Origin of the sequence: Novosphingobium sp. AP12, from assembly GCF_000281975.1 — a bacterium.
Classification (GTDB): Bacteria; Pseudomonadota; Alphaproteobacteria; order Sphingomonadales; family Sphingomonadaceae; genus Novosphingobium.
Genome location: NZ_AKKE01000122.1, coordinates 24,936 through 49,304, shown reverse-complemented (window position 1 = coordinate 49,304; position 24,369 = coordinate 24,936). Strand labels below are relative to the sequence as shown.

Here is a 24,369-nt window from a genome sequence, read left to right as displayed (position 1 = left end):
CGAAACTTGAGGAGTCCCGTGCAGATGAGCAGCGATCGGCGTCCGGCGAAAGTCCGGGTCGTGTCCTCCGGCGCGATCCGTTCCGCCGACGGGGCGGCCGCGCCGACTCCCGCGCGGCGCCGCTCCGACGAGCCGCAGGGGGAGGTTGGCGCTGCATCGGTCGCTGCGCCAAAGGCGGTGGAGGGCACGAGCCTGCTGTGGATCGCGGGCGCGTTGAGCCTGTTCCTGGTCGGCTGCGCGATCGGCGGCGCGCTGTTCGTCGTCTCAGGTCTCGCCGCGGAACCGCCGCTGTGAACCGCGCCCGCCTGCTGGCCTGCGCCGCGCTGGTCTGGACGACCTCGATGGCGCCGCCGACGGTTTCGGACAGCCCACGAGACGCGCGCCTGGCCGGCTTCGCCGCCGAACTGGCTCAGCGTCCACCGCTCGCGGGCGCTTCGGCATGGACGGCGATGGCCGAGAAGGACGCATGGCACCGCCTGTCCACCGCCCCCTCCGCCGACCGGCAGGGTGTGCGCTGGGACTACGCCCGCAGCCTGATCGCGGGCGAACGCGGGGCCGAGGCGCTCGGCGTGCTGGACGTCATGCATCTGGACGACCCCGACCTCGGCATGGTCGATGCCTACCGTCTCGCGCGCGGGGCCGCGCTGACCCAGCTTGGCCGCGCCGACGAGGCGCTGGCCGCGCTCGACATGCCGGGCCTGCGCACCAACCCCGAGGCATGCCTCTGGCGGATGCGCGCGCTGTCGCAGGGGCAGCTTGCCGAGCAGGCGCTGCAACAGCTGGGCTGCGCTGCCTCCGCACTGGGGCGCCCCCGCGGCGCCCCCTTCGTGCTCGCCGCCGCGCGCGCCGGGGTGGAGGGCGGCGCGCCTGACAAGGCGCTGCACTGGCTGTCGTGGCTGCCCGACCGCGATCCCGCCGCAAATCTCCTGCGTGGCCGGGCCCAGTTGGCGCTCGGCCGCCCCGACGAGGCCCGCCTGCGCTTCGCCCGCGTCGCCCAGTCCGGCACGCCCGAGCAGCGCATGGATGCGCGGCTGAGCGAGATCGAGGGGCAGGTCGCGGCCAAGGCGATCAAGCCGGACGTGACCCGCAAACAGCTCGACGAAATCCGCTACGCCTGGCGCGGCGATGCGATCGAGGAGCGGGCCCTGCGTCTGAGCTATCGCCTTGCGGACGAGGGTGGCGATCTGACCGGGGCGCTCGCTGCGGGAGCGGCGATGGTGAGGTATCACGACCCGGCGCGGCAGGCGGCGGACTTCCTGCCCTCCCTGCGCGCCAAGTTGGCGGCCGCGCTCGACCCTGCGCGAAAGCTGCCGCTGGACCGGGCCGCCGGGCTCTACTGGGACTACCGCGATCTCGCGCCCGTCGGAGCCGAGGGCGACCTGATGGCGAGCCGCCTTGCCGGGCGGTTGCAGCAGGCGGGGCTCTACGAGCGGGCGGCGGACCTGCTCTCTTACCAGCTCATGCAGCGCGCCGGCGACCTCGCGCGCGGCCCCCTCTCGGCGCGGGTGGCCAGCCTTTACATTCTCGCCGGGCGGCCGGAACGTGCCCTGAAGACATTGCGCGAGACCGACGATCCGGGTTTGCCGGACGCGATGCTGGGTGAACGCAAGCGCGTTGAGGCGGCCGCGCTCACCCAGGTCGGCCGCGTCGACGAGGCGCTGGCGGTGCTGCAGGACATGCCCGACGCCGGCGCGCTGCAGAGCGAAATCCTGTGGCAGCGCCGCGAATGGTCGCGCTACGCCGAGGTCTCCGCCGCAGCGCTGCCGCGCGGCGGTCGCCTTGATCCGGTGGCACAGGCGAAGGTCCTTCGCCATGCGATCTCACAGGCAATGCTCGGGCGGGAGGATGCCCTGGCCGGGCTCCACGCGCGCTACGGCGCGGCGTTCAGGGGCCTGCCCTCCGCGCCGGTGTTCGAGATGCTGACCGGGTCGGCAGGCGCGGTCGACCCCGGCAAGCTGGCGCAGGCCATGGCGGCGATCCCCTCGGCCAGTCCGGTGGGGGATTTCGCGGATTTGCTCGAGAGCGCGCCGGTCAGCGGCAAGAAGGGTTGATGCCCGGCGCCTTCCTCACTTCAGGAAGTTCACCAGCGACATCGAATTGAGCTGCGCGAAGACCGAGTAGCTGGCCTGCAGGACCGTCTGGCGCTGGGTGATGTCGATGGCGACCTGCCCGAGGTCCGCGTCCTCCACCGAGCCGATCACCTTTGTCAGAAGGTCCACGCGGTCCTGTGCGCGGTCGCTGAGCGTTTCCACCTGCGCCTGCTTGCGGCCATTGCCCGCGTTGGCAGAGCGGACCTGGGTGATGCCGGTGTCGAGCAGATCGAGCGCGTCGGCGATGGCCTGTTTCTGGTCGTCGGTCAGCGTCTCGCCGAAGGGTCCTGCCTCGGCCAGCGCGCGGAAGGCGGGCATGAGGCCGGACGCCACTTCGCTGGCGCCGATGCCGTATTCGACGTTGACGCCGTCGCCCGCGCGCGTGGACTGGCGCACGCTGTCGTTGGCGAAGGCGTCCGCCGGGTCGAGGCCGATGGTGTCCTCGAGGCTCTCGGGAAGGAAAGGCGTGGCCGAGGTCTGCGATCCCGCGAATAGGGGGATGCCCGCCTCCTTGGCATTCAGCGAGGCGCGCAGGTCGGCAAAGGCGTCCTTGATCATGCCTTGGAGGCCCGGAGAATTGCCCGTGCCCATCGCGGTGTAGAGCTCTTCGCGCAGGTCCGAGACAGAACTGTCGATCTGCTCGAGGTTCGCCTGGTAGAGCGAAAGCGTGGTCGAGACGCGGCCGATGTTGGTCTTGTAGGTCTCCTGCGTCGCCAGCATCGAGCGCGCCGACAGCGTGCGCACGGCATCGAGTCCGAGCCCGGCGTAGTCGGTCACCTTTTTCTCGGTGGCGAGCTGGAGCTGGCTGGCGGCGAGGTTCTGCTGCGAGCGCTGGATCGCGCCCGAAAGCGTCGCCTGGAGGGGAATGGTGGCCACGCGGGTCATGGGTGTGTCCTCACAGCATGTTCAGCAGGGTGTCGTACATCTGCGAAGCGGTGGTCATCACCCGCGCGGAAGCGGAGTAGCTGTTCTGCAGCACGACCATCTGCGCCAGTTCTTCGTCGATGTTGACGCCGGAATAGGAATCGCGCCGGTTGACCGTGTCGCTCAGACGCGCGGCAGCGTCGGCGGCTGCGGTCTTGGCCAGCGATGCCTGCGATCCCGCGCTGCCGAGCAGGCGGTTGGCGAACATCGAGACGGTCGCCTTGCCATCCTTCCCGAAGTCCGCGGTGGCGGCAAGTGCATCGACGAAGGCGTTGGCGCCGCGGATGTCGCCCGCGCCGATCGCCTTTTGGCCCACGGCCGCGTCAAGCTGGAGGCGGGCGAGCGGCAGGCGGGTGGTGTCGGTGAGGATCGCGGCGGGCACCTCGGCCGTGCGCAGGCCGCTTGCCGCTCCGGTCAGGCCCGACAGCGCCGAGAACGAGAGCCCGGTGCCGTAGCGGTCGGTCGAATCCGAGGGAATGGAGACGGTCGCTCCCGCGCCGGCGGCATTGGCCGTGAAGGCCACACGCCCGCGGTCGTCGAGCGCGAATGTGCCGTAGTCGCCCAGCGAGCCCGCGTTCAGGTCGGCGACGAGGTCGCCCCAGGTCGAGCCGGTGTCGCCGCTCAGGGTCTGGCTGGCGAGGACTTTGCCCGAGGCATCGCGCAGCACGACCTGTACGGTCTCGCCTGCGCCGAAGCCGTGCGGATCGTCGGCCGTGAAGCCGGACGGCGCCAGTGCGCTGTCGTTCGAGCGGATCAGGTTGTTGAGCCCGAAGAACTGCGAGAAGCCCACTCCGGCGCGGTCGCTGGGGGCATCGGTGTCCTGCGCGACGGCGACGCCGTAGGAGGACGAGGCCGCGCCGATCGACAGCACACCGTCGGTGAAGCTCGCGCTGGCTGTGGGAGCGAGGCCGGCGTTGATCGCCGCAACCGCGTCGTCCACCGTCGCACCGGCGCCGAGCGCATCGAAATCGACGGTGGTCTTCGCCACCAGCGTCCCGTCCTTCGCCAGCACCGCGAACGTCGCCTTGCCGGTGAAGCCGAGCCGGTCGCTGCCGACGAGGCCGTTGGCCTGCCCGGTCAACACCTGCGGCGGGGGCAGGGTGGTGCCCTCGTTGGCGACCTTGTTGAGCGTTTCGGCAAGGCCGCTGAACAGCTGGCCAAGCTGCTCGGAGAAATTGGGCAGCGCGCGGTCGCGCATGTCGATGAGGCCGCCGAGCTTGCCGCCCACCGCCGTGGAATCGATCTTCTCGCCGGTCGACGCCTTCATCGTCCCGTCCGCATCGGCGAAGCGGATATCGATCGGGGCGTAGCTGGCCTGCGATGCCGAGACGCCGGTGGGATAGCTCAGCTGGCGCAGGCGCTTGTCGAGGAGCACCTGGCCCGAGCCGGTGTCGATGGTGACGCGCCCGTCCGGCTGTTCGCGCACGCTGACATCGACGAGGCCGCTCAGTTCCTCCAGCGCCGACATGCGCTCGTCCGAAGGCCCGGAGGTGGTGAGGCCGAGGCCCTGCAGGCGCGAGACCTCCCCGTTGAGGTCATGGATCTTGCGCAGCAGCACGTTGACCCGGTCGACCGTGTCCGAGACTTCGCCCTCGACGTCGGCCTGCAGGTTGGCAACGTCGCCCTGCAGGCCGCTCAGCGTGTCGAGCGTGTCGGAGACGGTGCCGGTGAACATCGCGACCGCTTCCGGCGAGCCCTGGAGCCCGGCGATGGCCGAGACCGAGCTGGAGATCGCGGTCAGCCTTGCCGACAACCCAGACGCAGAATCGGGGGCGCCGAGCAGCGCCTGCAGGCGGTCGAGATAGGTAGACGCCGCGTCCGTCCGGCCGGCGTTCCCGGCGCGTTGGTAGACTGCGTTCTCAAGGAACTTGTCCGCCACCCGCGCGGGCTCGCCGACCACGACGCCGTTGACGTTGCCGCCCGCGACCGACGCGCTTTGCGAAACCTTTTGCCGCGCATAGCCGGGGGTGGAGACGTTCGCGATGTTGGTCGAGACCGTCTGCATCCCGGCCTGCGAGGCCGCGAGGCCCGACATGGCGGAACTGAGGATGGAGTTGATGGACACGCGTCAGGGCGCCGTTGAAGGGGCTGGCGTCAACGCTTCAGGTTGCTGACTTCCTGCAGCATGTCGTCGACCGTGGTGATGATCTTCGACGAAGCGCTGTAGGCGCGCTGGAACAGGATCATGTTCGAGAATTCGGCAGCGAGGTCCACGTTCGAGGCTTCGAGCATGCTGGCCGAGATCTTGCCCCCGCCGACCGTGCCGGGCTCGTTGATGGCGACGTTGCCCGACTGCTCCGAGACCAGGTAGGCATTGCCGCTGATGCGGGTCAGGCCGTCCGGGTTCTGGAAGGTCGCCAGCGGCAGCTGGTAGATCGCGCGCGAGGTGCCGTCGTCGAACACGGCGCTGACGACGCCGGTGTCGGAGATCTTCACCGAGGCCACCGTGCCCAGCATGCCGCCATCGATGGTCGAGGAAAGCAGCGCCGACGAGCTGCCGAACTGGGTCAGCCCGTTGAACTGTCCGCTGGCGCCGAGGTCGAGAGTGATCGGCTCGGCCTGGGCCTGGTTTGACCATGCGACCTGAAGATCGCCGAACAGCGAGGTGTCGGTGCCGAGGTCGAGGCTGCCGTCGGGCTTGAAGCTGACGGTCTTGCTGGCGATCATCACCGGCTTTGTCGCGGCGGGATCGACGGTCACGGCATTGCCGCTCGCATCGTTGAAGCTCGTGATGTCGGCGGGGTCGCCCGTGATCTCGGCCTGCCAGGTGTTTGCGCCGGTCTTGACGAAGTTGAACGTCAGCGTGTGGGCGGACCCCTGCGCGTCGTAGACTTCGACCGAGCGGGCGAACTGCGGGGTCACGTCGCCGCTCGCCATGTCCCCGGCGGTGTAGCCGGTGACCGGCTCGGCGGTGGCGTCGAGGTTGGCACGCAGCTGGATCGCGGTGGTCGGCGTCGCCGCGCCGGTCAGCGCGTTGGGACGGATCGGCTGCATCGCGCTTTCGCTGCCGTTGTTGACGTACTTGCCCTGCGCGTCGAGCGGCCAGCCCATCAGGTAGTAGCCCGCCGTGTTGCGCAGGTAGCCCGAGGAGTCCGTCGTGAACGATCCGGCGCGGGTATAGGCGGTCGCGCCGTCGGCGCCGGCGCTGGTGCGCACGACGAAGAATCCCGCGCCGTCGATGCCGATGTCCGTCAGGCTGCTCGATGCCTGCAGGAGCCCCTGCTTCGAGATCAGTGCCTTGGGCGTGGCGGAAACGCCGCCCGCCGAGTAGTTGCCGGTCAAGCTGCCGCCGGTGACGAGCGTTTCGAACTGCGCTGAGACGCCCTTGTAGCCGATCGTGTTCACGTTGGTGATGTTGTCCGCGACAGTGGCCATGGCGCTCGACTGCGCGCTGAGACCGGAAACGCCGGCATAGAGAGCGGAATAGAGGCTCATGTATATTCTCCTGTGCGTGCGGCCGGGCGGCAGCCTGCGGACCGGACACAGGTATTGTAGGAAGGAATGGGCCAGGGCGGACTTTGCGTGCCCAGGAAAAATGATGCGGCAAAAATTGCCCACCTGCGACGCAACGCGCTTCGTGGCTCCTATAATGAAGCGGTCTTCATGGGGCTTTTCTGACAATGACGCTTCGCATTTCGCTTCGTAACGGCGAGCCGGTGATCGTGAACGGCGCGGTACTGCGCGCCGTGGGCCGCACTGATCTCGTCCTGGAGAACGGCGCGACGATCCTGCGCGGGCGCGAGGTGATGAAGCCGCAGGACGCCGATACCCCGGCCAAGCAGCTCTATTTCGCCTGCATGATGGCCTACATCGACCCCGCCGACATCACGCGCCACCAGCAGACACTGCTCGAGCGGCTGGAGGCGCTGATGTCGGCGCTGCAATCGGCTGAGGCCAAGGCGGTGTGCGTCCGGTTCGCGGAGAAGGTAGCGACGGGGCAGTTCTACCAGGCGCTAGCCGAATGCCGCTGGCTGATCGGGTACGAGGCCGATGCGCTGGCCCGCGTTTCCATTGCCGGGCAACCCGAAGCGGCCTATCCCGCCGCCTGACATGACCAGTCTCGCCGCCGCCGCTGCTGGCTTGCGCATGCTGGCGCCGGATCAGCGCTATGGCCGCGTGGTTTCGGTGCGCGGCGCCCTGATCGAGGTGGACGGACTGGCAGGCGCCGCGCGCATCGGGTCGCGCGTGACGCTGCGCTCGCCCGGGGGGACGGTCGAGGCGGAAGTGATCGGTCTGGATCACGGCATCGCCCATTGCATGCCCTTCAACGAACCGGAGGGCATTGCCTCGGGTTCGCGCGCGGACCTTGCGGCCGGGCAGGGCGGCATTCGCCCCTGCGCCGGTTGGCTCGGGCGGGTGGTCGACGGGCTCGGACGGCCGGTCGACGGCAAGGGGCCGCTGCCGCAGGGCCCTGTCCAGCGCCGCATCAAGGCGCCCCCCCCGCCCGCCTCGGCGCGTGCCAGGGTAGGCTCTCGGATCGAGACCGGCGTGCGTGCGCTCGACCTGTTCGCGCCGCTGTGCCGGGGCCAGCGGCTTGGCCTGTTCGCGGGGTCAGGCGTGGGCAAGTCCACGCTGCTGTCGATGCTGGCGCGCTGGACCGAGTGCGACGTCGCCGTGATCGGCCTGATCGGCGAGCGCGGGCGCGAAGTGCAGGAATTCATCCAGGACGACCTCGGCGAAGAGGGTCTTGCCCGCAGTGTCGTCGTCGTCGCCACCTCGGACGAGCCGGCGCTGCTGCGGCGGCAGGCGGCGTGGACGACGCTCGCGGTGGCCGAGCATTTCCGCGACGCGGGCTCCGAAGTGCTGTGCCTGATGGACTCGGTCACCCGCTTCGCCATGGCCCAGCGCGAGATCGGCCTGGCCGCCGGTGAACCGCCCGCGACCAAGGGCTACACGCCCACCGTCTTCGCCGAACTGCCGCGGCTGCTCGAGCGTGCCGGGCCGGGGCTGCCGGGGCAGGGCACGATCACAGGCCTGTTCACGGTGCTCGTCGATGGAGACGATCACAACGAACCGGTCGCCGACGCGGTCCGCGGGATTCTAGACGGCCATGTCGTCATTACCCGTCAGATCGCCGAGCGGGGGCGCTATCCCGCGATCGACGTGCTGCGCTCCATCTCACGCACGCTTCCGCATTGCCTCAGCGAGGAGGACAACGTCATCCGCCTCGCCGCCCGGCGCGAGCTGGCGACGTGGAAGGACATGGAGGAGCTGGTGCGGCTCGGCGCCTACCGTGTGGGGGCAAGCGCCGAAGTGGACCGCGCCGTCGCCCTCGCCCCGCGCATCGAAGATCTGCTGTGGCAGGACCGGCGGACCCGCAGCTTCGCCGCGCCGGACTTTGAAGCGCTGTCGGCCATACTGGCCCCCGACCCGGAGATCGCCGCATGAAGACGCCTTATGACGCCGCGCTGCGCGTGCGGCAGCGTGAACTCGACGAGGTAAGCACTGCCATACGCGCAGAGGCCGGGACGCTCGGCGAACTCGAACGCGAGAGGGCCCGCGTACAGGCGGCACTTCGAGCGGAGGCGCAAGTCGCCGGGACCGACCTCGCGCTCGCCTCCCCGGCATGGCAGGGACGGATGCGCGGGCAAGGGCGCGAACTCGGCTCATTGCAGGCGCAGGTCCAGGCGCGGGTCGACCGGCTGCGCGATGCGGCGGTGGATGCCTACGGTACCCTGCGCGGGATCGAAACGGCGGCCGAGGACTACCGCCGCGACACCGCGCGGGCCGAGGCGGCGGCCGAGCAATCGACCAGCGATGATCTCAGCGCCGCAGCCTTCCTCAAGACCCTTCGCATCGTCCGCCGCGAGAGTCCGCGATGATCGACGGCGCACAGCCCACGGGCCTCGCAGCCACGAACCTCACGCCGGAGCAGAAGGCGCGGCTCATCTACAGCGAGGCGCGCAGCGAGCTTTCGGGCCGGTTGTGGCGTGCCGCGCTGGGTGACGCGGATGGCGACGCGCGCGAGCAGCCGGCTCAGTCGGGCGCGACCGGCAAGGCCGCGCCGCTCGGACTGGACGCGCTGCTGGCATTGCTGGACCCCAAGGCTCACGCCGCTGCCACGGACACCACCGTCGCGGCGACCTCCGAGCTTCCCGTGTCCGTTCCTGTCGCCAATGACGCGGCCGCCGTGCAGGCGATGCAAGACGGGCCGAACGCGCGCTATGCCGGGATGCTCGGCTCTGCCGCCGCGCGCACCGGGGTGCCGGCTGCAGCGCTCGCCGCGATCGTCGATGCCGAGGCGGCCAAGGGCGCCGGAGGAAGCTGGCAACCCTATTCGCGCAATCCCCGGTCGAGCGCCGCCGGGCTTGGCCAATTCCTGAACCGAAGCTGGGAAGGCGAGGCCGAGCGGGCCGGAACCTGGCTCAATACGCAGGCGCAGGCGAACGGCTGGCTCGACGGCAAGGGGCGGGTGAAGTCCGAGAGCCGGGGCGCCCTGCTGGCGCTTCGCTATGATCCGCGCGCGTCGATCGAGACCGTCGCCGACTACGCCAGCGCCAACCTGGAGGCTCTGCGCGGGTCCGGGGTGCGGATCAGCGGTGAGGTTTCGGAGGTGGCGCGCGCGGCCTACCTCGGCCACCACCTCGGTCTCGGCGATGCCCGGCGCTTCCTTGCGGGGGGGCTGGAGCCGGACCGTGCCCGCCGGTTGCTAGGCGCGCAAGTGGGCGGCGCTAATGCCGAGCGCCGGATCACTCAGGCGGGAGGTGCGGTGGCCGCGCATCGGACCTGGCTGCTCGATTATGTGGGACGCCATGTACGACCGGATCGCTTCGCCTGATCCTATAACGTCGCCGTGTAGCCGGGGTTTTCGCCAAGACTGCGACTGCCGGGCATTAAGGAGACCCGCAACGTGCGGACGCACGTCGGTGGATAACTCACATATAGGATTGTTGGTTCCCGAATTATAGGAATAGATTCTGGGTCAGTGGGTGCGGCGCAAGGGGCTTCGCGTGCCACGGGGGTTCGCCATGTCGAAAATCACTGCTGCCCTGGAGTCCGCGGTCGCTACGGTCCGGGCCAATACGCCGCCGGATGGCGAGCCGCAGACGCGGCGCCAGCGGGTCGAGGTCGACCGCGCCTTCTTCCGCATCACCAAGCTGATCGCGCCGCGCATCCGCCATTTCATCCGCCAGTACGGCCTCGCCGGGCACTGGGATGACGCCGAACAGGTCTGCGCCATCGCCATCCACCGCGCGATCCAGGGCTACGACCCGGATAAGGCGCAGTTCACGACTTTCGTGAACTGGCAGATCCGCGGTGAGCTGCAGAGCCTGCGCTTCCGAGTGATGACCGACCAGCGTCCCTCGGCGCGCAAGGTCGAGGCGACCACGGTCTCGCTCGACGCGATCACCGGCGGCGACGACGGCGAGGGACTTTCCATCCTGTCCGCGATCGCCGACGAGGATGCTCTCGATCGTACCGAGGCGGGGGCGTCCGAGTACCTTGCCCGCGCGGCGATGAAGGCGCTGACCGAAAGCTATGTCGACCACTTGCGCAATTCCGGCCTCGAACGCATCCGCCGCCGCGCCCAGCCCCGCAAGGCGACGCGCGCGGAGCGGGTTGCACCCGAACCGCTGCCCGCGCGGCGAAGTGGCCGTCCGCCGCTCGACCCGGCTGAAGTGGCCGAACTGGAGCAGCGGCTCGAGCACAACCGGCAGGTCGTGGAGGGCAGGCTGTTCGAGATCGCCCCGCTCGACCTCGGCGAGGACGACAACGGACAGCTGCGCGAGCGCGTCCGGCAGGTCGCCAAGCGTGCGGCCAAGGCCATGGGCGACCTGGCCGTGGTCGATCCGCGCTTCGCGCTCATGGCCGAGTACCGGGACGCGATGCTGGCCCACTGACGTCAGGCCGCAGCGCCGCCGTTCTCGTTCGCCAGTCCGTCTATGACGGCCCGGTTGACGGCGATCAGCTCGTCGATGGTGTCGCGGCCGGTGATGACCAGCGAGGTGTACCTGTCTACCCAAAGGCCGAGCGAGACGATCCCGGCGCGCAGTTCCGCAGGCAGTCCGTTGTCGGGCGCTTGGCACAGGTTGCGAAAGATGCCCCAGGCCTGCCGGTTGCGGTGGAGCGCGGGGGCAAGGCCGACGCCGCTGAGGCCCGCGTCGCGCGCGGCGATCATCTCGCCGGTGATCTCGCTCATCAGCCGGTACTCGGTGCTGCGGGGCGTGGCGGCGACCTTCTGGGCGCGGACGTAGGCATTGACGGACATTGGGGCTCCGGCATCGATGGGACGCCTCCACCATATAGGACGAAAGCGGAGCAAGCGGACGCAGCCTGCGCAGCGGCGCCGGAAAATGCGGCGGCCGGCACCGTAAGCGGCCCGAGTGTCCTATAACTAAGCCAGAGGGCCGGGATGCGCGGCCGAATTTGCGGACCCCCTTCCATGCTCAACATCGTCGGCCTCGTCGTCATCCTGCTGTGCGTCTTCGGCAGCTTCCTGATGTCGGGCGGCAGCATGGGGGTCATCCTCCACGCACTGCCGCACGAACTGCTGGCGATCGGCGGCGCGGCGCTGGGGGCCTTTGTGCTCGGCAATTCCGTGACGACGCTGAAGAAGGCCTGGGCCGGCGTGCTGCGCGTGTTCAAGGGCAACCGGTGGAAGGAAGCGGACTTCCGCGACCTTCTCGCGCTGCTCTACACACTGCTTGCGACGTTCCGCAAAGGCGGCGCCAACGCGATCGAGCCGCACCTCGACGCGCCCACCGAAAGCCCGATCTTCTCGCGTTACTCAAACCTGCTCAAGGACCATGAGCTGATCGAGTTCACCTGCGACTACCTGCGCATGATGACCGTCAATTTCGAGGACCCGCACCAGCTTGCCGAGGCCATGGAGGGCGACATCGAGCGCCACCACGAGGAGGAACTGGCGCCGCAGCACGCCATCCAGATGATGGCGGACGGCCTGCCCGCGATCGGCATCGTCGCGGCCGTTCTGGGCGTCATCAAGACGATGAGTTCGATCGACCAGCCCACCGAAGTTCTGGGCGCGATGATCGGCGGCGCGCTGGTCGGTACGTTCCTCGGGGTGCTGCTGGCCTACTGCCTCGTCGGCCCGATCGCGCAGAAGCTGCAGCAGATCATCGACGCCGACTTCAAGCCCTACCTGATCGTCAAGACCGCCATCGTCGGCCACGCGCAGGAGCAGCCCACCGAAGTCGCGATCGAACTGGCCCGCCGCATGACGCCCTCGCCTCACGCGCCCTCGTTCCAGCAGATGGAAGCCGCGCTCGAGGTGGTGAAAGAGCAGCTCAATGCCGCTCCGGCCTGACCTGCGGCGCTGACGGAGGCGAGCGAACATGGCCGCAAAGGGCTCCGATCACCGCCCCATCGTGATCCGCAAGGTGAAGAAGAAAGGCCACGCCGCCCACCACGGCGGCGCGTGGAAAGTCGCCTATGCGGACTTCGTGACCGCGATGATGGCCTTCTTCATGCTGCTCTGGCTGCTTGCCAACCCCGACGAGGTCCAGCTGAAGGGCCTCGCGGAATACTTCACGCCCGAGACCCAGAAGTCCAACCCCTCGACCACGCTGACCGACCGGCCCGGCGCCCAGCCCGGATCGGGCGGGCACGGCCGCAACGACCAGTCCTCCGACGAGGAATCGCGCGGCGAGCCGGCCTCCGAAGCAGGCACCAAGGGGGTCGCGCGCGGGGGCACGGCGGAGGTGCCCGAAGCGGCGCTGCGGGTCATGGCCGAGGAGATGCGCATCGCTCTCGAACCGCCGCTGGAGTCCGACCAGGGCAAGCGCAACATCGACGTCCGCCCTAGCCGTGAAGGGCTGCGCATCCACCTCGTCGACAGCCCGCAGCGCTCGATGTTCAAGGGCAGCACCGCGCAGCTCAACGACTTCGCACGCGGCATGCTCGCCCGTGCCGCGCACAAGCTCGCCGGGATCGACGCGCGCATCGCGATCGAGGGCCACACCGACGGCAGCGGCGGCGACAGCGAGGCGAACTGGAACCTCTCCGCCCAGCGCGCGCTGGCGGCACGCTCGGCGATGGTCGCGGCGGGTCTCCCCGCGGACCATTTCTCCGAAGTCGTCGCCAAGGCGGGGACCGAGCCGGTCTATCCCGACCAGCCCGACCGGCCGGAAAACCGGCGCATCACCATCGTCGTCATGGCCGAGCCCGGTGCTCTGCCCCACGACGCCAGCTTCAAGTTCTGAGGGCCCGATGAAGCGCATCTTGATCGGCCTTGTGGCGGTCTTGGCGGGTCTCGGCGTCGGCGGCGTCGGGGCATGGGGGGCGGGACGCTTCCTGCCGCAACTCGTCGGCGGGCATCCGAAAGCGGCCGGAAAGGTCGCGACCGAATTCGTGCCCGCGGGCGAAATCCTAGCGCCTCTGGTCTTCGCCGATGGCCGCCTGTCCGGCTACGCGAGCTTCGAATGCCAGCTCGAAGTGACCGAGGGTAAGGCCGAGGACGTCGGCGCGAAGCTGCCTTTGCTGCTCAACGCGGTGAACCTGCGCACCTACCGCGCGCCGCTCGCCAGCGGGCCGGACGGGCTGGTCCCGGGGCTAGACGCCTTCCGCCGCGTGGTGATGGAGGCGGCGGCCGAAGTCTACGGCAAGGATGTGGTGCGCAGCGTCGCGGTCACGCGGGCCTCGCCGGCCTGACGCGGGCGCCTATTGCGCTGCGGCCTTCATCTGGAGGTACGCCGCTTCACGCGCCTCCGGGGGCAGCGACTGAAGGTATCTGCTGGCGTCCCTGAACGTCAGGAACGGCCTTCCATCCGCGATGATAGGGACGGTCCGGCCGTTGTAGATGCGGCGCAGAAGGCGCCTTTCGGGCCTGCCGGGCCAGGGAGTGTCTTCGTCGTCCATGGCGGTTCCCTGCTCCCGAACGACGGGACAAGCAAGCCGCCCGAAGACGGGGCGGATTCAGCCCGGCCCGCCGAAACTCTTCACCAGCGATCCTGCGACGAGGGCCCATCCGTCCACCAGCACGAAGAAGATGATCTTCATCGGCAGCGAGATCGTGGCGGGGGGCAGCATCATCATGCCCATCGCCATGAGCACGGCGGCGACGGCAAGGTCGATCACCAGGAACGGCAGCAACAGCAGGAAGCCGATCTCGAAGGCCCGGCGCAGTTCCGAGATCATGAAGGCGGGCATCAGCGTCGTCATCGGCAGTTCCGCGCGGCTGCGTGGGACCTTGCCGGAGAGGCTGACGAACAGCTTCACGTCGTCGTCGCGCACCTGCTTGAGCATGAAGGCGTGGAACGGCCGGCTGGCCTGGTCGAGCGCCTGCGTCTCGGTGATCTGCCCAGCGTTGTAGGGCACCATGCCCTGCTTCCAGGCGGCGTCGAAAGTCGGCGCCATGACGAAGAAGCTGAGGAAAAGCGCCAGTGAGATGACGATCGGGTTGGGCGGAACGCCCTGCACGCCCAGTCCCGAGCGCAGCAGCGAGAGCGCGACGACGATGCGGGTGAACGAGGTGATCGTCATCAGAATGCCCGGCGCGAGGCTGAGCACCGTCAGGATCATGACGAGCTGGAGGACCCGGCTGGTCATTCCTCCGCCGCCAGCCGCGCCGGCGAGGGCGGCGGCGTCCTGCGCCATGGCCGCGGCGGGCAGGGCGAGGATCAGGGCGGCGCCGAGGAGCGCGGTGCAGCGGCGGATAGCGCGCATCAGTGGACGCCCCCTATGTCCTGCTTGATGTCCTGCGCGAACCAAACCTCTGGAAGTATGGGGATTTTCGAGGCGAAGGTCTCGGGCGCCGGGGCTGCTGCTGCAGGGGCCTGCGCCGCCGCCGGGGCGAGGGCCGAGTCCAGGACGACCACGCCTTCTGGCCCGATCATCACGCTGAATTCCCGGTCGTCGCGGCGCAGGAGGACGACCGAGCGGCGCTGGTCGATGGCGAGGCGCTCGACCACCCGCAGGCGTTTTTCAGGACCGGTATTTCCAAGTCTTTCCAGCCACTTGCGCGGCAGAGTCAGGTCGTAGCGGCGCACGCACCATAACGCGCCCATAAGTCCACCTAGGACGACGCTAAGCGCACCTAGCATGCGCAGGAGCGACCATGCGTCCACCCCTCAGCGCTCCCGCTCGACGACGCGGGTGATCTCCAGCGACATCGCCTCGCCGTTGACGAGGATACGGCCCTCGGCGACCAGCTGGTCGTTGACGTAGACGCGCGTCGGATCGTCCTGCCCGCAGTCGAGCGGGATCATCGCGCCGCGGCTCATCTTGAGGACCTGGCGGATCGGGATGCTCGTCGAACCGAGCACGATCTGCAGGTCGATGGGGATGCCTTCGAGGACGGACAAGCGCGTCTCCTTTCAAGGCGGATTATAGGAAAATAATTATAGGATGGATACGCCACTAGGAAAAAGTTGCCTATAAGGAAGCGGTAAGACCCCGCCGCATGGAGGGCGGGTACGGCGGGCAGGAGCGACCCTTGGCGGAACTGGGCAATGCAATCGACGTCTCGGCCTCGGGCCTGCGCGCGCAGGCGCTGCGGATGCGCGTCATCGCCGAGAACCTTGCCAACTCGGACTCGGTCGCGGCCACGCCGGAAGGCGATCCCTACCGCCGCCGCGTCGCCACATTCGCCGCCGAAGTGGACCGCGCCAGCGGCGCCACGCAAGTCGCCGTCAAGTCGATCGACGCGGACAAGAGCGCTTTCGGCCGCATCTACCAGCCCGGTAACCCGGCAGCGGACGGCGCAGGCTACGTCGAGCAGCCCAACGTCAACCCGCTGATCGAGGCGGCCGACATGAAGGCGGCGCAGCGCTCCTACGAAGCCAATCTCAACGCCATCGAATCGGCGCGCGGCATGACCATGCGCACGATCGACCTGCTGAAGTAAGGACGCCGGCATGTCGATCGGAGCACTCGATGCAGCCTCGGCCTATGGCCGCGCGATGCGGGCCGCCTCGCCGCTGTCGGGCACAGGCCAGCCGGCGTCCGCATCGGCGACGAGCGGCGCAGGCGGGATCGGCGCCGGGCTTGGCGTCGGCGGCGGGCTCGGCGGTCTGGGCGGCATCGGCGGTTCGGTCGGTGGCGGCACCAGCTTCGGCGGCATGGTTGAATCGATGGTTTCCGAGACCGCCGGTTCGCTCCGCAATGCCGAGACCCAGAGCGTGAAGCAGATCGGCGGCAAGGGCGACCTCATCGACGTCGTCACCGCGATCGGCGCCGCCGAGACCGCGCTCGACACCATCGTCGCCGTGCGCGACCGGGTCGTTTCAGCCTACTCCGAAATCATGCGGATGCAGATCTAGGGCGGGTGCGTTTCACGTGAAAAGCACCTCTCTTTCCGTTCGTGTCTCGACTTCGCTCGATACGAACGGACGTGGGTCATGACCTCGCGAACAGCGGTGACCGCCAAACCATGACCCCCGACCAGGCCATCGAGATCGCGCGCGCCGCGCTGATGCTGATGCTGACCATCGCCGGTCCCATGCTGATCGCCGCGCTCATCGTCGGCGTCGCCATCGGCCTGCTCCAGGCGCTGACGCAGGTTCAGGAAATGACGCTGACCTTCGTGCCCAAGCTGCTGGTGCTCGGCGTCGTCATGCTGCTGAGCCTGCCGATGATCGGCCATGCGCTGGGCGCCTTCATGGACCGCATCGCCGACGCCATCGTCTCGGGCTGAGGGCTTGGACGCGCTCGATCTCGCGACGCTGCTGCGCCTGCCGATCGACACGGCGGCGTTCCTCATCCTGTTCTGCCGCGTCGGCGCGGTCATCATGCTGCTGCCGGCCTTTTCCGAGGACGCCGTGCCGCCGCAGATCCGGCTGGTCATGGCGCTGGGCTTCACCTTCGGCATGTACGGCATGCTGGAGCCGCGCGTGACGCCCGCGCTCCATTCCGGCATTTTGCTGCCGCTGCTGGTCATCGGCGAAGTCATGGTCGGCCTTGCCATCGGGATGGTCGTGCGCATCCTGTTCAGCGCCGCCGCCATCGCCGGGGCCATCGCGGCGCAGCAGGTGGGGCTGTCCTCGGCACTGGTGGTCGACCCTTCGATGGGCGGGCAGGCGCCGCTGCTCTCGCGCCTGATTGGGCTGGCCGCCGTCGTGGTGTGCATGGGCGCGGGCGTCCATCACCTGTGGATCGCCTCGATCTTCGGCTCCTATGCGACGTTCCCCGTCGGCGGGATGCCGAACGCGGCCGACTTCGCGCACCTTGCCGTCTCGGTCACCGGGCAGGCGCTGGCGCTGGGGGTGAGCCTGGCCGCACCGCTGATCCTCTACGGAATGCTGTTCAACCTCGGCCTCGGGCTGGCGGCGCGGGTGGCGCCCTCGATCCAGGTGTTCTTCATCGCCCAGCCCCTCAACCTGCTGCTTGGCATGTCGGTGCTGGCGATGTCGATCGGCGCGATGCTGACCGCCTTCGCCGCCGCCATGACGACGTTCATGCAAAGCGGCTGGAAGCTCTGACATGGCCGAAGGCGGCGACGACAAGGACCAGCGGACCCACGAGGCGACGCCCAAGAAGCTCGACGATGCGAGGCGGCGCGGCGAAGTGCCGATGGCCGCCGAGGTACGCCACGCGACGATGATGGCGGGCGCGCTGGCGGTCACCGGCTGGCTCGGCCTCACCGCGATGCAGCGGCTCACCGCCATGCTCAAGCGGCTGTGGGGCAGCGCCGAGGACTTCACGCTCGACCCGGACGGCGCGCAGAACCTCGCCACCGGGGTCGCCGGGCATACGGCGTTGTCGCTGCTGCCGGTCTTCGCGGTGCTGATGGCGACCGCGCTGGCCACGGTGTTCCTGCAAGGGCGGGTGACGCTGAGCTGGTCGCGGGTGAGCCCCAAGTGGTCCAAGCTCTCGCCCGCCGGGGGGCTCAAGCGCCTGTTCGGCACGCGCGCGCTGGTCGAGTTCGGCAAGACGCTGGCCAAGATCGGTGCGATCGGGCTGGTCGTCTGGATGGTGCTCGCGCCCAGCCTCGACGGGGTGGACGGTCTGGTCGGGCGCTCGCCCGGTGCGATCGGCGCGGCGGCCGCGGGGCTGGCCTTCGAGGCGCTGCGCGCGGTGGTGCTGCTGGTCGCGGCGCTGGCGCTGTTCGACTTCCTCTACCAGCGCCGCGCCTTTCTGACGCGGATGCGCATGACGCTGCAGGAGCTGAAGGACGAGCACAAGCAGAGCGACGGCGATCCCAAGATCAAGGCGAAGATCCGCCAGATCCAGGCGCAGCGCGCGCGGGGGCGGATGATGGCGGCGGTGCCGGGCGCCAGCGTCATCGTCACCAACCCGACGCACTATGCGGTCGCGCTCAAGTACGAGCACGGCGTCACCGCCGCGCCGACCGTGGTCGCCAAGGGCATGGACGCGGTGGCCCTGCGCATCCGCGAGGTCGCCGCCGAGGCGGGCGTGCCGATCCTCGAGAACCCGCCGCTGGCCCGCGCGCTGCACGCCTCGGTGGAGATCGACCACCCGATCCCGATCGAGCACTACGCCGCGGTGGCCGAGATCATCGGCTACGTCATGCGCCTTGCGCGCGAGGGGCGGAAGTAAGCCGCTTCCCCCGGCGCCCGCCGGCCCATAAGGCGACACAGGTTTACACGGTTTACATGGTCCAGGGGAAAAGGTGTCTCCTGGAGGCCCGGAAGTGTCGCCTTGCACGCGAAACGTGTCGCCTTGCGCGTGAAAAGGTGTCGCCTTGCAGCAGCTGCAAGTGCCGCCTTGTGACGCGCGAGCCCGGCCGGGAACGGGTGCATGTCGCGAGGGGAGTTCGGCAGCGGGGAGCATGCGCAGAACCTACCCCGGCCCGGTGCCTGTAGGAAAGTCAGCCGCGCTTCGCCGCACTCACTCTTGGGTGTCGAACTCGACGCCGAACAGGTTGTCGTCCTGCCAGCGCACGAGGCCCCACAGCACGCGGCCATCCGCCAGCCGGGCGCGGACCACTTCGTTGAGGGCGGGCGGAGTGCCCATCGCGGCGGCGCTGAGGCCGCGCGTCGAGATGTCGCGCACGATCACCGCGATCTCCACGCCCGCCGAATCGGTGAGCGCGAAGCGCATGCAGCGCCGTCGGCGGCGTTCTCGCCAGTGGGGCGTGGGGCGGAAGCGAGGCTCGTCCATCCGGACAAGGACGGCGGCGCGGCGGCGAATTTCAGGGCGGCGGGCCCACGGGAAGCAAGCGCCCAAACAAGAAAAGGCGGCCCTAAGACCGCCTCTTCCCTCCTCTCCAAACCTGACGTTGACCGGACCGTCTCTCGCGGTCCTGGTCGGGGGTTTGAAACTCTTAGTGGTCCGCTGCCGATGCGACGGCGATGCCCGTCTGCATGTAGGGGATCGGGTTGACCGCTTCGCCGCTCATCCGCACTTCGTAGTGCAGGTGCGGGCCGGTCGAGTTGCCGGTGCTGCCGACGAAACCGATGACGTCACCCTTGTGGACGCGCTGGCCCTCGGCGACGTTGAGGCGCGACATGTGGCCGTAGCGGGTCTGCATGTCGCCGCCATGCTCGAGCGCGATGTAAAGGCCGTAGCCGCTGAACCAGGAGGCGCGGCTGACGGTGCCGTCTGCGGTGGCGTAGATCGGGGTGCCGACGGGGGCGGCGAGGTCGACGCCCTTGTGCGCGCGGCGACCGCCGAGAATGGGGTGTTCGCGCATGCCGAAGGTGCTGGTCATGCGTTCCTGGGCCAGGGGGTTGCGCGAGGGGATGGCGACCGAGGCGAAGCTGCCGGCGATGGCGGGCTTGGGCTTGGCCGAGGCGAGGCCGGTTTCCTCGAAGTTCTGCCAGGAACTGAAGAGCTGGCGGAACTGTTCGTCCTCGCCGCCCGTTACAGACTGGTTGGCGGCCTGGGCGGCGCGCAGCGGAGCGGAAATGTCGGCAGAGGCGGCGCTGCTGTTTGCCATCGCGGGATGGGCGGCGACCGTAAGTCCGGCAACGACGAAGAGACCTGTCACTGCGCGGAACTTGGCGAAGAATTTCGTTACGACCACTCGCAATACCTTGCTTTCCGCCTTCATCCGCCCGGTTTCCCGAATGCATGCGACGTTGTTTTCGCACGGCCAGCTTCAGCGGAAGCAGGCCGCACTTCAGGTTTGGAGATGGTCGGAACCCCCCGCCGTCTCGCAGGACATGACTTATGCCGTCATGTTTGACCTAGGCAAGCGCGGTATACAAATCGCGCGACAGACCGGCAGAGAGGCGCGCTGAGTCGTTGAACGGCGGTTTCAGGTTGCTGCGAAAGTAACGAAAAATCAAGGATTTCCACAGGTTTCCCGGCTCTTCGGCCAACCGTTGCGCTACGTCGTTGAAATGGTTTGCACCGAACCGGACATGCCGAATCTCGTCGTCAAGGATTCGTTCCAGGATTCGCGCGCCGCGCTGGTCTCCGGCTGCGCGCACCCGCTCGATGGCGCCCGGCGTGACGTCGAGGCCGCGCGCTTCGAGCACCATCGGCACTACCGCGAGCCGCGCGGCGACGTCGTGGCTGGTCTCCGCGGCGGCGCCCCAGAGACCGTCATGTGCGGGCAGGGCGCCGTAGCGGCTGCCAAATGTATGCAAGTGGCGGTCGAGCAGCGCGAAATGCATGGCCTCGTCGGCGGCCACGGACAGGAAATCGCCGACGAAGGCCGGACCCATCTCCGCTCCGAAGCGCCCCGCCATGTCGAGCGCGAGGTCGATCGCCACGAACTCGATATGCGCGAGCGCATGCCATAGCGCGATGCGGCCGTGCGCGGATCCGCTCTTGCGCTTGGGCATCTTCGCGGGCGGCAGCAGTTCGGGTTCGTGCGGGCGGCCAGGGGTGTCGGGCATGGCCACGTCGAACACGAAGGCGAGCCGCCCCAGGCGCCAGTCGCGTGCGACCTTGCGCGCCGCCATCGCCTTGGCGCGCACGTCACGCTCGCACAGCGCCGCATGGATGGCGGCGGCTACGGTAGGGGGTGCGCTGGGGCGGGGCATGATTTTCTCGTCTTGGAGGTTGTCGGGTTTCACGCGGAGGCGCGGAGGAAAAGAAGTGTGGATTCGCGCAAAGGCGCAAAGGCGCGAAGATGTCGCTCTGGCGGCAGTGCCGCTTCCAATTCCAGCGCTGAGTTTGCCGGGGCGTTGAAAGGCGAGGAAGCCTGCGGCGTAGCAAGACACCTTTGCGGCTCCGCGCCTCCGCGTGAACCCTCTAATTCACAGCGCCTTTGCGGCTTCCAGCACCTTGGCGGCGTGGTCCTTGACCTTCACCTTGTCCCAGACCTGCGCGATCTTCCCGTCCGGCCCGACAAGATAGGTGGTGCGGACCATGCCCATGTAGGTGCGGCCGTAATTCACCTTCTCGGTCCAGATGCCGAGCGCGTCGGAAAGGCCATTCTCTTCCGCATCGGTGGCGAGCGGGGCCTTGAGGTCGTGCTTGGCGATGAAGTTCTGGTGCTTCTTCGCCGAATCCTTGCTGACGCCGAGCAGCGCGGTGCCGGCGGCCTCGAACTCGGGCGCCAGGGCGGAGAACTCGATGTTCTCGGTGGTGCAGCCCGGCGTCGCGTCCTTGGGGTAGAAGAACACCACCAGCTTGCGCCCGGCGAAGTCCGAGACCTTCACGCTGCCGCCCTCGGGCGTTTCGAGGGCGATGTCGGGGAACGGGTCGCCGACGTGGGGGCGCGTTGTCGTCATGGGTCGATCTCCAAGGTTTCGCCGAAGGCCGCGTGCCAGGCCGCAGCGACATGCGCGCGCGCCTCGGCCAGCCCCCGTTCGAGCGTCTGCCAGTCCCCATAGCCACAAGCGCGCACGAGCGCCATGCAGGCGGCGTGGCCGGGCTCCTGCGCATCGGGTGCGAGCAGCCGCCCGGCGACGAGCAGGCGGGTAAGCGCGTCATGCGCCTCCACCAGCGGGGCGGGTGCCAGTCCGGCGGCGGCCAGTGCGCGCACCGCTTCGCCGAGATCGGGGTCGAGGCCGGGGCCGCGTTCGCGCAGCTGGATGAAGTGGACGATGAATTCGAGATCGACCAGCCCGCCGCGTGCCAGCTTGACGTCCAGCGGGCCTCTCGCCGGCTTGTGCTTCGCCATCTTGGCGCGCATTTCGAGTACGTCGGTGCGCAGCTTTTCAGTTTCGCGCGGTTCGGTCAGCACCGCGCGGACGATCGCGTCCAGCGCCCCGCGACCCTCGGCCGAGCCGTAGAGCGCGCGCGCGCGGCACAGCGCCATGTGCTCCCAGGTCCAGGCCTGTTCGCGCTGGTAGCGCTCGAAGCTGTCGAGGCTGGCGGCGGGCGGACCCTGCGCGCCCGAGGGACGCAGGCGGGTGTCGACCTCGAACAGCGCGCCCTGCGCGGTCGCGACCGACAGGGCCGAGATCGCGCGCTGCGACAGGCGGTTGTAGTAATGCGTCGCCCCCAGTGGACGGCGGCCGCCGGATTCGGCCTGGAAGTCGCCGCTGAACAGGTAGATGAGGTCGAGGTCGGAGGCGTGGGTCAGTACCCCGCCGCCCATTCGGCCGAGGCCGAGCACCAGCATCTCGCTGCCGGGCACCTCGCCGTGCACGGCGCGGAATTCCTCTACCGCCGCATCGGTCAGAACCACCAGCGCGGCTTCGGCAATGCGGGCGAGGGCGTGGCCGATGGCGATCGGGTCGTTGGCACCCTCGATCAGCTGGACGCCCAGCTTGAAACGCATCTCGCCCACCTTGCGGCGCACCGCATCGAGCTTGCGTTCGTAGTCGTCGCCCGGCTCGAAGCGGGCCAGTTCGGCGGTGAGGTCGGCGACGGTGCCGGGCAGGTCGAAGGCGGATGCATCGATCAGCGGGTCGAGCAGGTCGGCGCGGCGGGCCAGCGCATCGGCCAGTGGCGGGGCGAGGCCGAGGATGCGGGCGAGCAGGTCGATGAGAGCGGGGCGCGCTTCCAGCAGGTTGAACAGATTGATCGCGCTCGGCAGGTTGCCCAGCAGTTCCTCCCAGCGCGCCAGCAGGCGCTCGGGGTCGGGAGCGGCGGCGAAGGCGGCGAGGAGGTCGGGGCGGATCGCCTGGAAGGCGCGGCGCGCAGCCTCCGAGCGCAATGCGCGAACCTTGCCGCCGAGCCAGCCACGGATGCGCTCGGCCAGCGCGCCGGGATCGGCGAAGCCCAGCGTCTCCAGTTCCTCCACCAGCGTGGACTGGTCGGGCGCGGCCACCGGGACACCGCCGGCGGGCGTGTTGGCCATGATGAGCGCGTCGTAGCGGGCGCCCACGGCCTCGGTGATCTGCGTCAGCTCGTCCAGCAGCGCCCTTCCATGCGGCAATCCGTCGAGCCGGGCGACGGCCTCGATCGCCTCTTCGGTCTTCGGCAGGCTGTGGGTCTGCTGGTCCTGGATCATCTGCAGCCGGTGTTCGACCACGCGCAGACGGTCGTAGCTTTCGCCGAGCAGCCGCGCCTCGTCCGCCGGAACCAGTCCGGCATCGGCGAGCGCGTCGAGCGTGGCGCGGGTGCCGCGCAGGCGCAGCGCCGGGTGGCGACCGCCGTGGATCAGCTGGTGGGTCTGCGCGTAGAACTCCACCTCGCGGATGCCGCCGCGCCCTTTCTTGAGGTCGAACCCCGGGCCGACCACCGCCGAACCGCGGGTGCTGGCGCGGATCTGCGCGGTGAGGCGCCCGATCTCGGCGATCGCCCCGAAGTCGAGGCTGCGGCGCCAGACGAAGGGGCGGATCGCGGCGAGGAACGCCTCGCCCGCCGCGATGTCGCCGGCGCAGGCGCGGGCGCGGATGAAGGCGGCGCGCTCCCAGGTGAGCGCCGACGATTCGTAGTGGGTCAGCGCGGCGCCGACCGGGATCGCCAGCGGGCTGACCTCCGAGGCGGGGCGCAGTCGCAGATCGACGCGGAAGACGTAGCCCTCGTGATCGACGCGCGAGAGCGTCTCCACCACCGTGCGCGCCACGCGCTGCGCCGCCTCGCCGGGCTCGTCCCGCTCGCGGCGGGGGAGGGCGAGGGGATCGAACAGCAGGATCGGGTCGATGTCCGAGCTGTAGTTGAGTTCGCCCGCGCCGTGCTTGCCCAGGGCGAGCGCGATGAAGCCGGTGGAAGTGGTTCCGGGGTCGAAATCGGCCGCGCGGCGGCGGATGCCCTCGACGATGGCGGCATCCAGCGCCCGGTCGGCGAAGGCGGAGAGAGCGCCGGTCACCTCGAGCAGCGGGAAGGCTCCGGCAAGATCGCCGATGGCGAGGGTGAGCGCCAGCGCCTGCTTCTCGCGCCGCAGCGCGGATGCGGTGTCGGGCGCGCCGTCGCCGGCAGCGCGGGCGAAGGCCAGCGCACCGGTTCCGTCTCCGGCGGCGAGCAACTCGGCCAGGGCCGGGCGGCGCTCCAGCAGCCCCGCGAGGTACGGCGCATTAGCGCGGGCGCGGGCGATGGCGGCGGTCCAGTCGGCACTCATGGGGCATGAGTGCCCGGCCAGCGGTTTGGGAGCAAGAGGGCGATCGCCGCGCCCCGTCTTCGCGGGGATGACGATGATAAGGCTGAGTTG

At 69.2% G+C, this 24,369-nt stretch carries 28 protein-coding genes; 15 read left to right on the top strand and 13 right to left on the bottom strand.

Annotated elements, in window-relative coordinates; translation table 11 throughout:
• Positions 1–24 precede the first annotated feature (24 nt).
• Together PMI02_RS16815 and PMI02_RS16810 are read left to right on the top strand one after the other, a co-directional pair.
• Entirely contained in the window at positions 25–294 is a 270-nt protein-coding gene (locus PMI02_RS16815) for a hypothetical protein (RefSeq protein WP_007685012.1), read from the top strand.
• A complete protein-coding gene (locus PMI02_RS16810) occupies positions 291–2,051 on the top strand; it encodes a hypothetical protein (RefSeq protein WP_007685010.1) in 1,761 nt (586 codons plus the stop codon). The genes PMI02_RS16815 and PMI02_RS16810 overlap by 4 nt, the downstream gene beginning before the upstream one ends.
• Positions 2,052–2,066: 15 nt before the next feature.
• Here the strand turns inward: PMI02_RS16810 and PMI02_RS16805 are convergent, their stop codons facing one another.
• Genes PMI02_RS16805 through flgE form a run of 3 tightly spaced genes read right to left on the bottom strand, consistent with a single transcriptional unit; the run spans position 2,067 to position 6,449 of the window.
• Positions 2,067–2,975 carry a flagellin gene (locus PMI02_RS16805; protein ID WP_007685007.1) on the bottom strand — a complete coding sequence of 303 codons (909 nt, stop codon included), beginning with the start codon at positions 2,973–2,975 and terminating at the stop codon, positions 2,067–2,069.
• Between the two features lie 10 nt (positions 2,976–2,985).
• Positions 2,986–5,079, bottom strand: a complete 2,094-nt coding sequence (gene flgK, locus PMI02_RS16800) for a flagellar hook-associated protein FlgK (RefSeq protein WP_036504269.1) — start codon at positions 5,077–5,079, stop codon at positions 2,986–2,988.
• A gap of 29 nt (positions 5,080–5,108) precedes the next feature.
• Positions 5,109–6,449 (bottom strand): flagellar hook protein FlgE, encoded by a 1,341-nt coding sequence (gene flgE / locus PMI02_RS16795; protein WP_007685003.1) that lies wholly within the window; start codon positions 6,447–6,449, stop codon positions 5,109–5,111.
• 185 nt (positions 6,450–6,634) lie between these two features.
• Here flgE and PMI02_RS16790 point away from each other — a divergent pair, with 185 nt between their 5' ends.
• The 5 genes from PMI02_RS16790 to PMI02_RS16770 all read left to right on the top strand — a co-directional run bounded on the left by PMI02_RS16790 (position 6,635) and on the right by PMI02_RS16770 (position 10,855).
• Complete coding sequence (locus PMI02_RS16790; RefSeq protein WP_007685001.1) at positions 6,635–7,063, top strand: flagellar biosynthesis repressor FlbT; 429 nt, start codon at positions 6,635–6,637, stop codon at positions 7,061–7,063.
• A gap of 1 nt (position 7,064) precedes the next feature.
• Positions 7,065–8,402: a flagellar protein export ATPase FliI gene (gene fliI, locus PMI02_RS16785; protein ID WP_007684999.1), complete on the top strand. Its 1,338-nt coding sequence runs from the start codon at positions 7,065–7,067 to the stop codon at positions 8,400–8,402.
• Positions 8,399–8,836 carry a hypothetical protein gene (locus tag PMI02_RS16780; protein ID WP_007684997.1) on the top strand — a complete coding sequence of 146 codons (438 nt, stop codon included), beginning with the start codon at positions 8,399–8,401 and terminating at the stop codon, positions 8,834–8,836. Before fliI ends, PMI02_RS16780 begins: the two co-directional genes overlap by 4 nt.
• On the top strand, positions 8,833–9,792 hold the full coding sequence (locus PMI02_RS16775) for a hypothetical protein (RefSeq protein ID WP_007684996.1): 960 nt from the start codon (positions 8,833–8,835) through the stop codon (positions 9,790–9,792). The genes PMI02_RS16780 and PMI02_RS16775 overlap by 4 nt, the downstream gene beginning before the upstream one ends.
• 190 nt (positions 9,793–9,982) lie before the next feature.
• Complete coding sequence (locus tag PMI02_RS16770) at positions 9,983–10,855, top strand: DNA-directed RNA polymerase sigma-70 factor (RefSeq protein ID WP_007684994.1); 873 nt, start codon at positions 9,983–9,985, stop codon at positions 10,853–10,855.
• Between the two features lie 2 nt (positions 10,856–10,857).
• On the opposite strand, the gene PMI02_RS16765 is transcribed toward PMI02_RS16770, so the two are convergent.
• On the bottom strand, positions 10,858–11,223 hold the full coding sequence (locus PMI02_RS16765; RefSeq protein ID WP_007684992.1) for a flagellar biosynthesis regulator FlaF: 366 nt from the start codon (positions 11,221–11,223) through the stop codon (positions 10,858–10,860).
• A 174-nt stretch (positions 11,224–11,397) separates the two neighbouring features.
• Here PMI02_RS16765 and motA point away from each other — a divergent pair, with 174 nt between their 5' ends.
• Genes motA through PMI02_RS16750 form a run of 3 tightly spaced genes read left to right on the top strand, consistent with a single transcriptional unit; the run spans position 11,398 to position 13,625 of the window.
• Positions 11,398–12,282 (top strand): flagellar motor stator protein MotA, encoded by an 885-nt coding sequence (gene motA / locus PMI02_RS16760; protein WP_036504266.1) that lies wholly within the window; start codon positions 11,398–11,400, stop codon positions 12,280–12,282.
• 28 nt (positions 12,283–12,310) lie between these two features.
• Complete coding sequence (locus PMI02_RS16755; RefSeq protein WP_007684989.1) at positions 12,311–13,177, top strand: flagellar motor protein MotB; 867 nt, start codon at positions 12,311–12,313, stop codon at positions 13,175–13,177.
• Between the two features lie 7 nt (positions 13,178–13,184).
• Positions 13,185–13,625 (top strand): hypothetical protein, encoded by a 441-nt coding sequence (locus tag PMI02_RS16750; protein ID WP_007684987.1) that lies wholly within the window; start codon positions 13,185–13,187, stop codon positions 13,623–13,625.
• A 9-nt stretch (positions 13,626–13,634) separates the two neighbouring features.
• Here PMI02_RS16750 and PMI02_RS16745 read toward each other — a convergent pair whose 3' ends face one another.
• From PMI02_RS16745 to PMI02_RS16730, 4 genes are read right to left on the bottom strand one after another with little or no spacing between them, the layout of a single operon-like run.
• Entirely contained in the window at positions 13,635–13,832 is a 198-nt protein-coding gene (locus PMI02_RS16745) for a hypothetical protein (RefSeq protein ID WP_007684985.1), read from the bottom strand.
• Between the two features lie 57 nt (positions 13,833–13,889).
• Positions 13,890–14,639, bottom strand: a complete 750-nt coding sequence (gene fliP, locus PMI02_RS16740) for a flagellar type III secretion system pore protein FliP (RefSeq protein ID WP_007684983.1) — start codon at positions 14,637–14,639, stop codon at positions 13,890–13,892.
• Positions 14,639–15,040: a flagellar biosynthetic protein FliO gene (locus PMI02_RS16735; protein ID WP_007684981.1), complete on the bottom strand. Its 402-nt coding sequence runs from the start codon at positions 15,038–15,040 to the stop codon at positions 14,639–14,641. Before PMI02_RS16735 ends, fliP begins: the two co-directional genes overlap by 1 nt.
• Before the next feature lie 3 nt (positions 15,041–15,043).
• Positions 15,044–15,277 (bottom strand): FliM/FliN family flagellar motor switch protein, encoded by a 234-nt coding sequence (locus tag PMI02_RS16730; protein ID WP_007684979.1) that lies wholly within the window; start codon positions 15,275–15,277, stop codon positions 15,044–15,046.
• Positions 15,278–15,375: 98 nt separating this feature from the next.
• Here PMI02_RS16730 and flgC point away from each other — a divergent pair, with 98 nt between their 5' ends.
• The 5 genes from flgC (at position 15,376) to flhB (ending at position 18,470) form a co-directional block, all read left to right on the top strand.
• On the top strand, positions 15,376–15,819 hold the full coding sequence (gene flgC, locus PMI02_RS16725; protein ID WP_052025624.1) for a flagellar basal body rod protein FlgC: 444 nt from the start codon (positions 15,376–15,378) through the stop codon (positions 15,817–15,819).
• A 10-nt stretch (positions 15,820–15,829) separates the two neighbouring features.
• Positions 15,830–16,234 (top strand): flagellar hook-basal body complex protein FliE, encoded by a 405-nt coding sequence (locus tag PMI02_RS16720; protein WP_007684976.1) that lies wholly within the window; start codon positions 15,830–15,832, stop codon positions 16,232–16,234.
• A gap of 110 nt (positions 16,235–16,344) precedes the next feature.
• Complete coding sequence (locus tag PMI02_RS16715; RefSeq protein ID WP_007684974.1) at positions 16,345–16,608, top strand: flagellar biosynthetic protein FliQ; 264 nt, start codon at positions 16,345–16,347, stop codon at positions 16,606–16,608.
• A gap of 4 nt (positions 16,609–16,612) precedes the next feature.
• The gene (gene fliR, locus PMI02_RS16710) at positions 16,613–17,392 is read left to right on the top strand and encodes a flagellar biosynthetic protein FliR (RefSeq protein WP_007684971.1); all 780 of its coding nucleotides are present in this window, start codon (positions 16,613–16,615) and stop codon (positions 17,390–17,392) included.
• A gap of 1 nt (position 17,393) precedes the next feature.
• A complete protein-coding gene (flhB, locus tag PMI02_RS16705) occupies positions 17,394–18,470 on the top strand; it encodes a flagellar biosynthesis protein FlhB (RefSeq protein WP_007684969.1) in 1,077 nt (358 codons plus the stop codon).
• Between the two features lie 291 nt (positions 18,471–18,761).
• Here flhB and PMI02_RS16700 read toward each other — a convergent pair whose 3' ends face one another.
• The 5 genes from PMI02_RS16700 to PMI02_RS16680 all read right to left on the bottom strand — a co-directional run bounded on the left by PMI02_RS16700 (position 18,762) and on the right by PMI02_RS16680 (position 24,279).
• Positions 18,762–19,034 (bottom strand): PilZ domain-containing protein, encoded by a 273-nt coding sequence (locus PMI02_RS16700; RefSeq protein ID WP_036504264.1) that lies wholly within the window; start codon positions 19,032–19,034, stop codon positions 18,762–18,764.
• 163 nt (positions 19,035–19,197) lie between these two features.
• The gene (locus tag PMI02_RS16695) at positions 19,198–19,926 is read right to left on the bottom strand and encodes a M23 family metallopeptidase (protein ID WP_007684965.1); all 729 of its coding nucleotides are present in this window, start codon (positions 19,924–19,926) and stop codon (positions 19,198–19,200) included.
• 136 nt (positions 19,927–20,062) lie between these two features.
• Positions 20,063–20,866 carry a ferritin-like domain-containing protein gene (locus PMI02_RS16690; protein ID WP_007684963.1) on the bottom strand — a complete coding sequence of 268 codons (804 nt, stop codon included), beginning with the start codon at positions 20,864–20,866 and terminating at the stop codon, positions 20,063–20,065.
• Positions 20,867–21,082: 216 nt separating this feature from the next.
• Entirely contained in the window at positions 21,083–21,559 is a 477-nt protein-coding gene (locus tag PMI02_RS16685) for a peroxiredoxin (RefSeq protein ID WP_007684961.1), read from the bottom strand.
• On the bottom strand, positions 21,556–24,279 hold the full coding sequence (locus tag PMI02_RS16680; protein ID WP_007684959.1) for a bifunctional [glutamine synthetase] adenylyltransferase/[glutamine synthetase]-adenylyl-L-tyrosine phosphorylase: 2,724 nt from the start codon (positions 24,277–24,279) through the stop codon (positions 21,556–21,558). The genes PMI02_RS16685 and PMI02_RS16680 overlap by 4 nt, the downstream gene beginning before the upstream one ends.
• Between the last annotated feature and the right edge of the window lie 90 nt (positions 24,280–24,369).

Coding starts and splice junctions, on each gene's coding strand:
- PMI02_RS16815 (WP_007685012.1), top strand. CDS start 25: ATGAGCAGCGATCGGCGTCCGGCGAAAGTCCGGGTCGTGTCCTCCGGC.
- PMI02_RS16805 (WP_007685007.1), bottom strand. CDS start 2,975: ATGACCCGCGTGGCCACCATTCCCCTCCAGGCGACGCTTTCGGGCGCG.
- flgE (WP_007685003.1), bottom strand. CDS start 6,449: ATGAGCCTCTATTCCGCTCTCTATGCCGGCGTTTCCGGTCTCAGCGCG.
- PMI02_RS16790 (WP_007685001.1), top strand. CDS start 6,635: ATGACGCTTCGCATTTCGCTTCGTAACGGCGAGCCGGTGATCGTGAAC.
- fliI (WP_007684999.1), top strand. CDS start 7,065: ATGACCAGTCTCGCCGCCGCCGCTGCTGGCTTGCGCATGCTGGCGCCG.
- PMI02_RS16780 (WP_007684997.1), top strand. CDS start 8,399: ATGAAGACGCCTTATGACGCCGCGCTGCGCGTGCGGCAGCGTGAACTC.
- PMI02_RS16775 (WP_007684996.1), top strand. CDS start 8,833: ATGATCGACGGCGCACAGCCCACGGGCCTCGCAGCCACGAACCTCACG.
- PMI02_RS16770 (WP_007684994.1), top strand. CDS start 9,983: ATGTCGAAAATCACTGCTGCCCTGGAGTCCGCGGTCGCTACGGTCCGG.
- PMI02_RS16765 (WP_007684992.1), bottom strand. CDS start 11,223: ATGTCCGTCAATGCCTACGTCCGCGCCCAGAAGGTCGCCGCCACGCCC.
- motA (WP_036504266.1), top strand. CDS start 11,398: ATGCTCAACATCGTCGGCCTCGTCGTCATCCTGCTGTGCGTCTTCGGC.
- PMI02_RS16755 (WP_007684989.1), top strand. CDS start 12,311: ATGGCCGCAAAGGGCTCCGATCACCGCCCCATCGTGATCCGCAAGGTG.
- PMI02_RS16750 (WP_007684987.1), top strand. CDS start 13,185: ATGAAGCGCATCTTGATCGGCCTTGTGGCGGTCTTGGCGGGTCTCGGC.
- PMI02_RS16745 (WP_007684985.1), bottom strand. CDS start 13,832: ATGGACGACGAAGACACTCCCTGGCCCGGCAGGCCCGAAAGGCGCCTT.
- fliP (WP_007684983.1), bottom strand. CDS start 14,639: ATGCGCGCTATCCGCCGCTGCACCGCGCTCCTCGGCGCCGCCCTGATC.
- flgC (WP_052025624.1), top strand. CDS start 15,376: ATGGAGGGCGGGTACGGCGGGCAGGAGCGACCCTTGGCGGAACTGGGC.
- PMI02_RS16720 (WP_007684976.1), top strand. CDS start 15,830: ATGTCGATCGGAGCACTCGATGCAGCCTCGGCCTATGGCCGCGCGATG.
- PMI02_RS16715 (WP_007684974.1), top strand. CDS start 16,345: ATGACCCCCGACCAGGCCATCGAGATCGCGCGCGCCGCGCTGATGCTG.
- flhB (WP_007684969.1), top strand. CDS start 17,394: ATGGCCGAAGGCGGCGACGACAAGGACCAGCGGACCCACGAGGCGACG.
- PMI02_RS16700 (WP_036504264.1), bottom strand. CDS start 19,034: ATGGACGAGCCTCGCTTCCGCCCCACGCCCCACTGGCGAGAACGCCGC.
- PMI02_RS16695 (WP_007684965.1), bottom strand. CDS start 19,926: ATGAAGGCGGAAAGCAAGGTATTGCGAGTGGTCGTAACGAAATTCTTC.
- PMI02_RS16690 (WP_007684963.1), bottom strand. CDS start 20,866: ATGCCCCGCCCCAGCGCACCCCCTACCGTAGCCGCCGCCATCCATGCG.
- PMI02_RS16685 (WP_007684961.1), bottom strand. CDS start 21,559: ATGACGACAACGCGCCCCCACGTCGGCGACCCGTTCCCCGACATCGCC.
- PMI02_RS16680 (WP_007684959.1), bottom strand. CDS start 24,279: ATGAGTGCCGACTGGACCGCCGCCATCGCCCGCGCCCGCGCTAATGCG.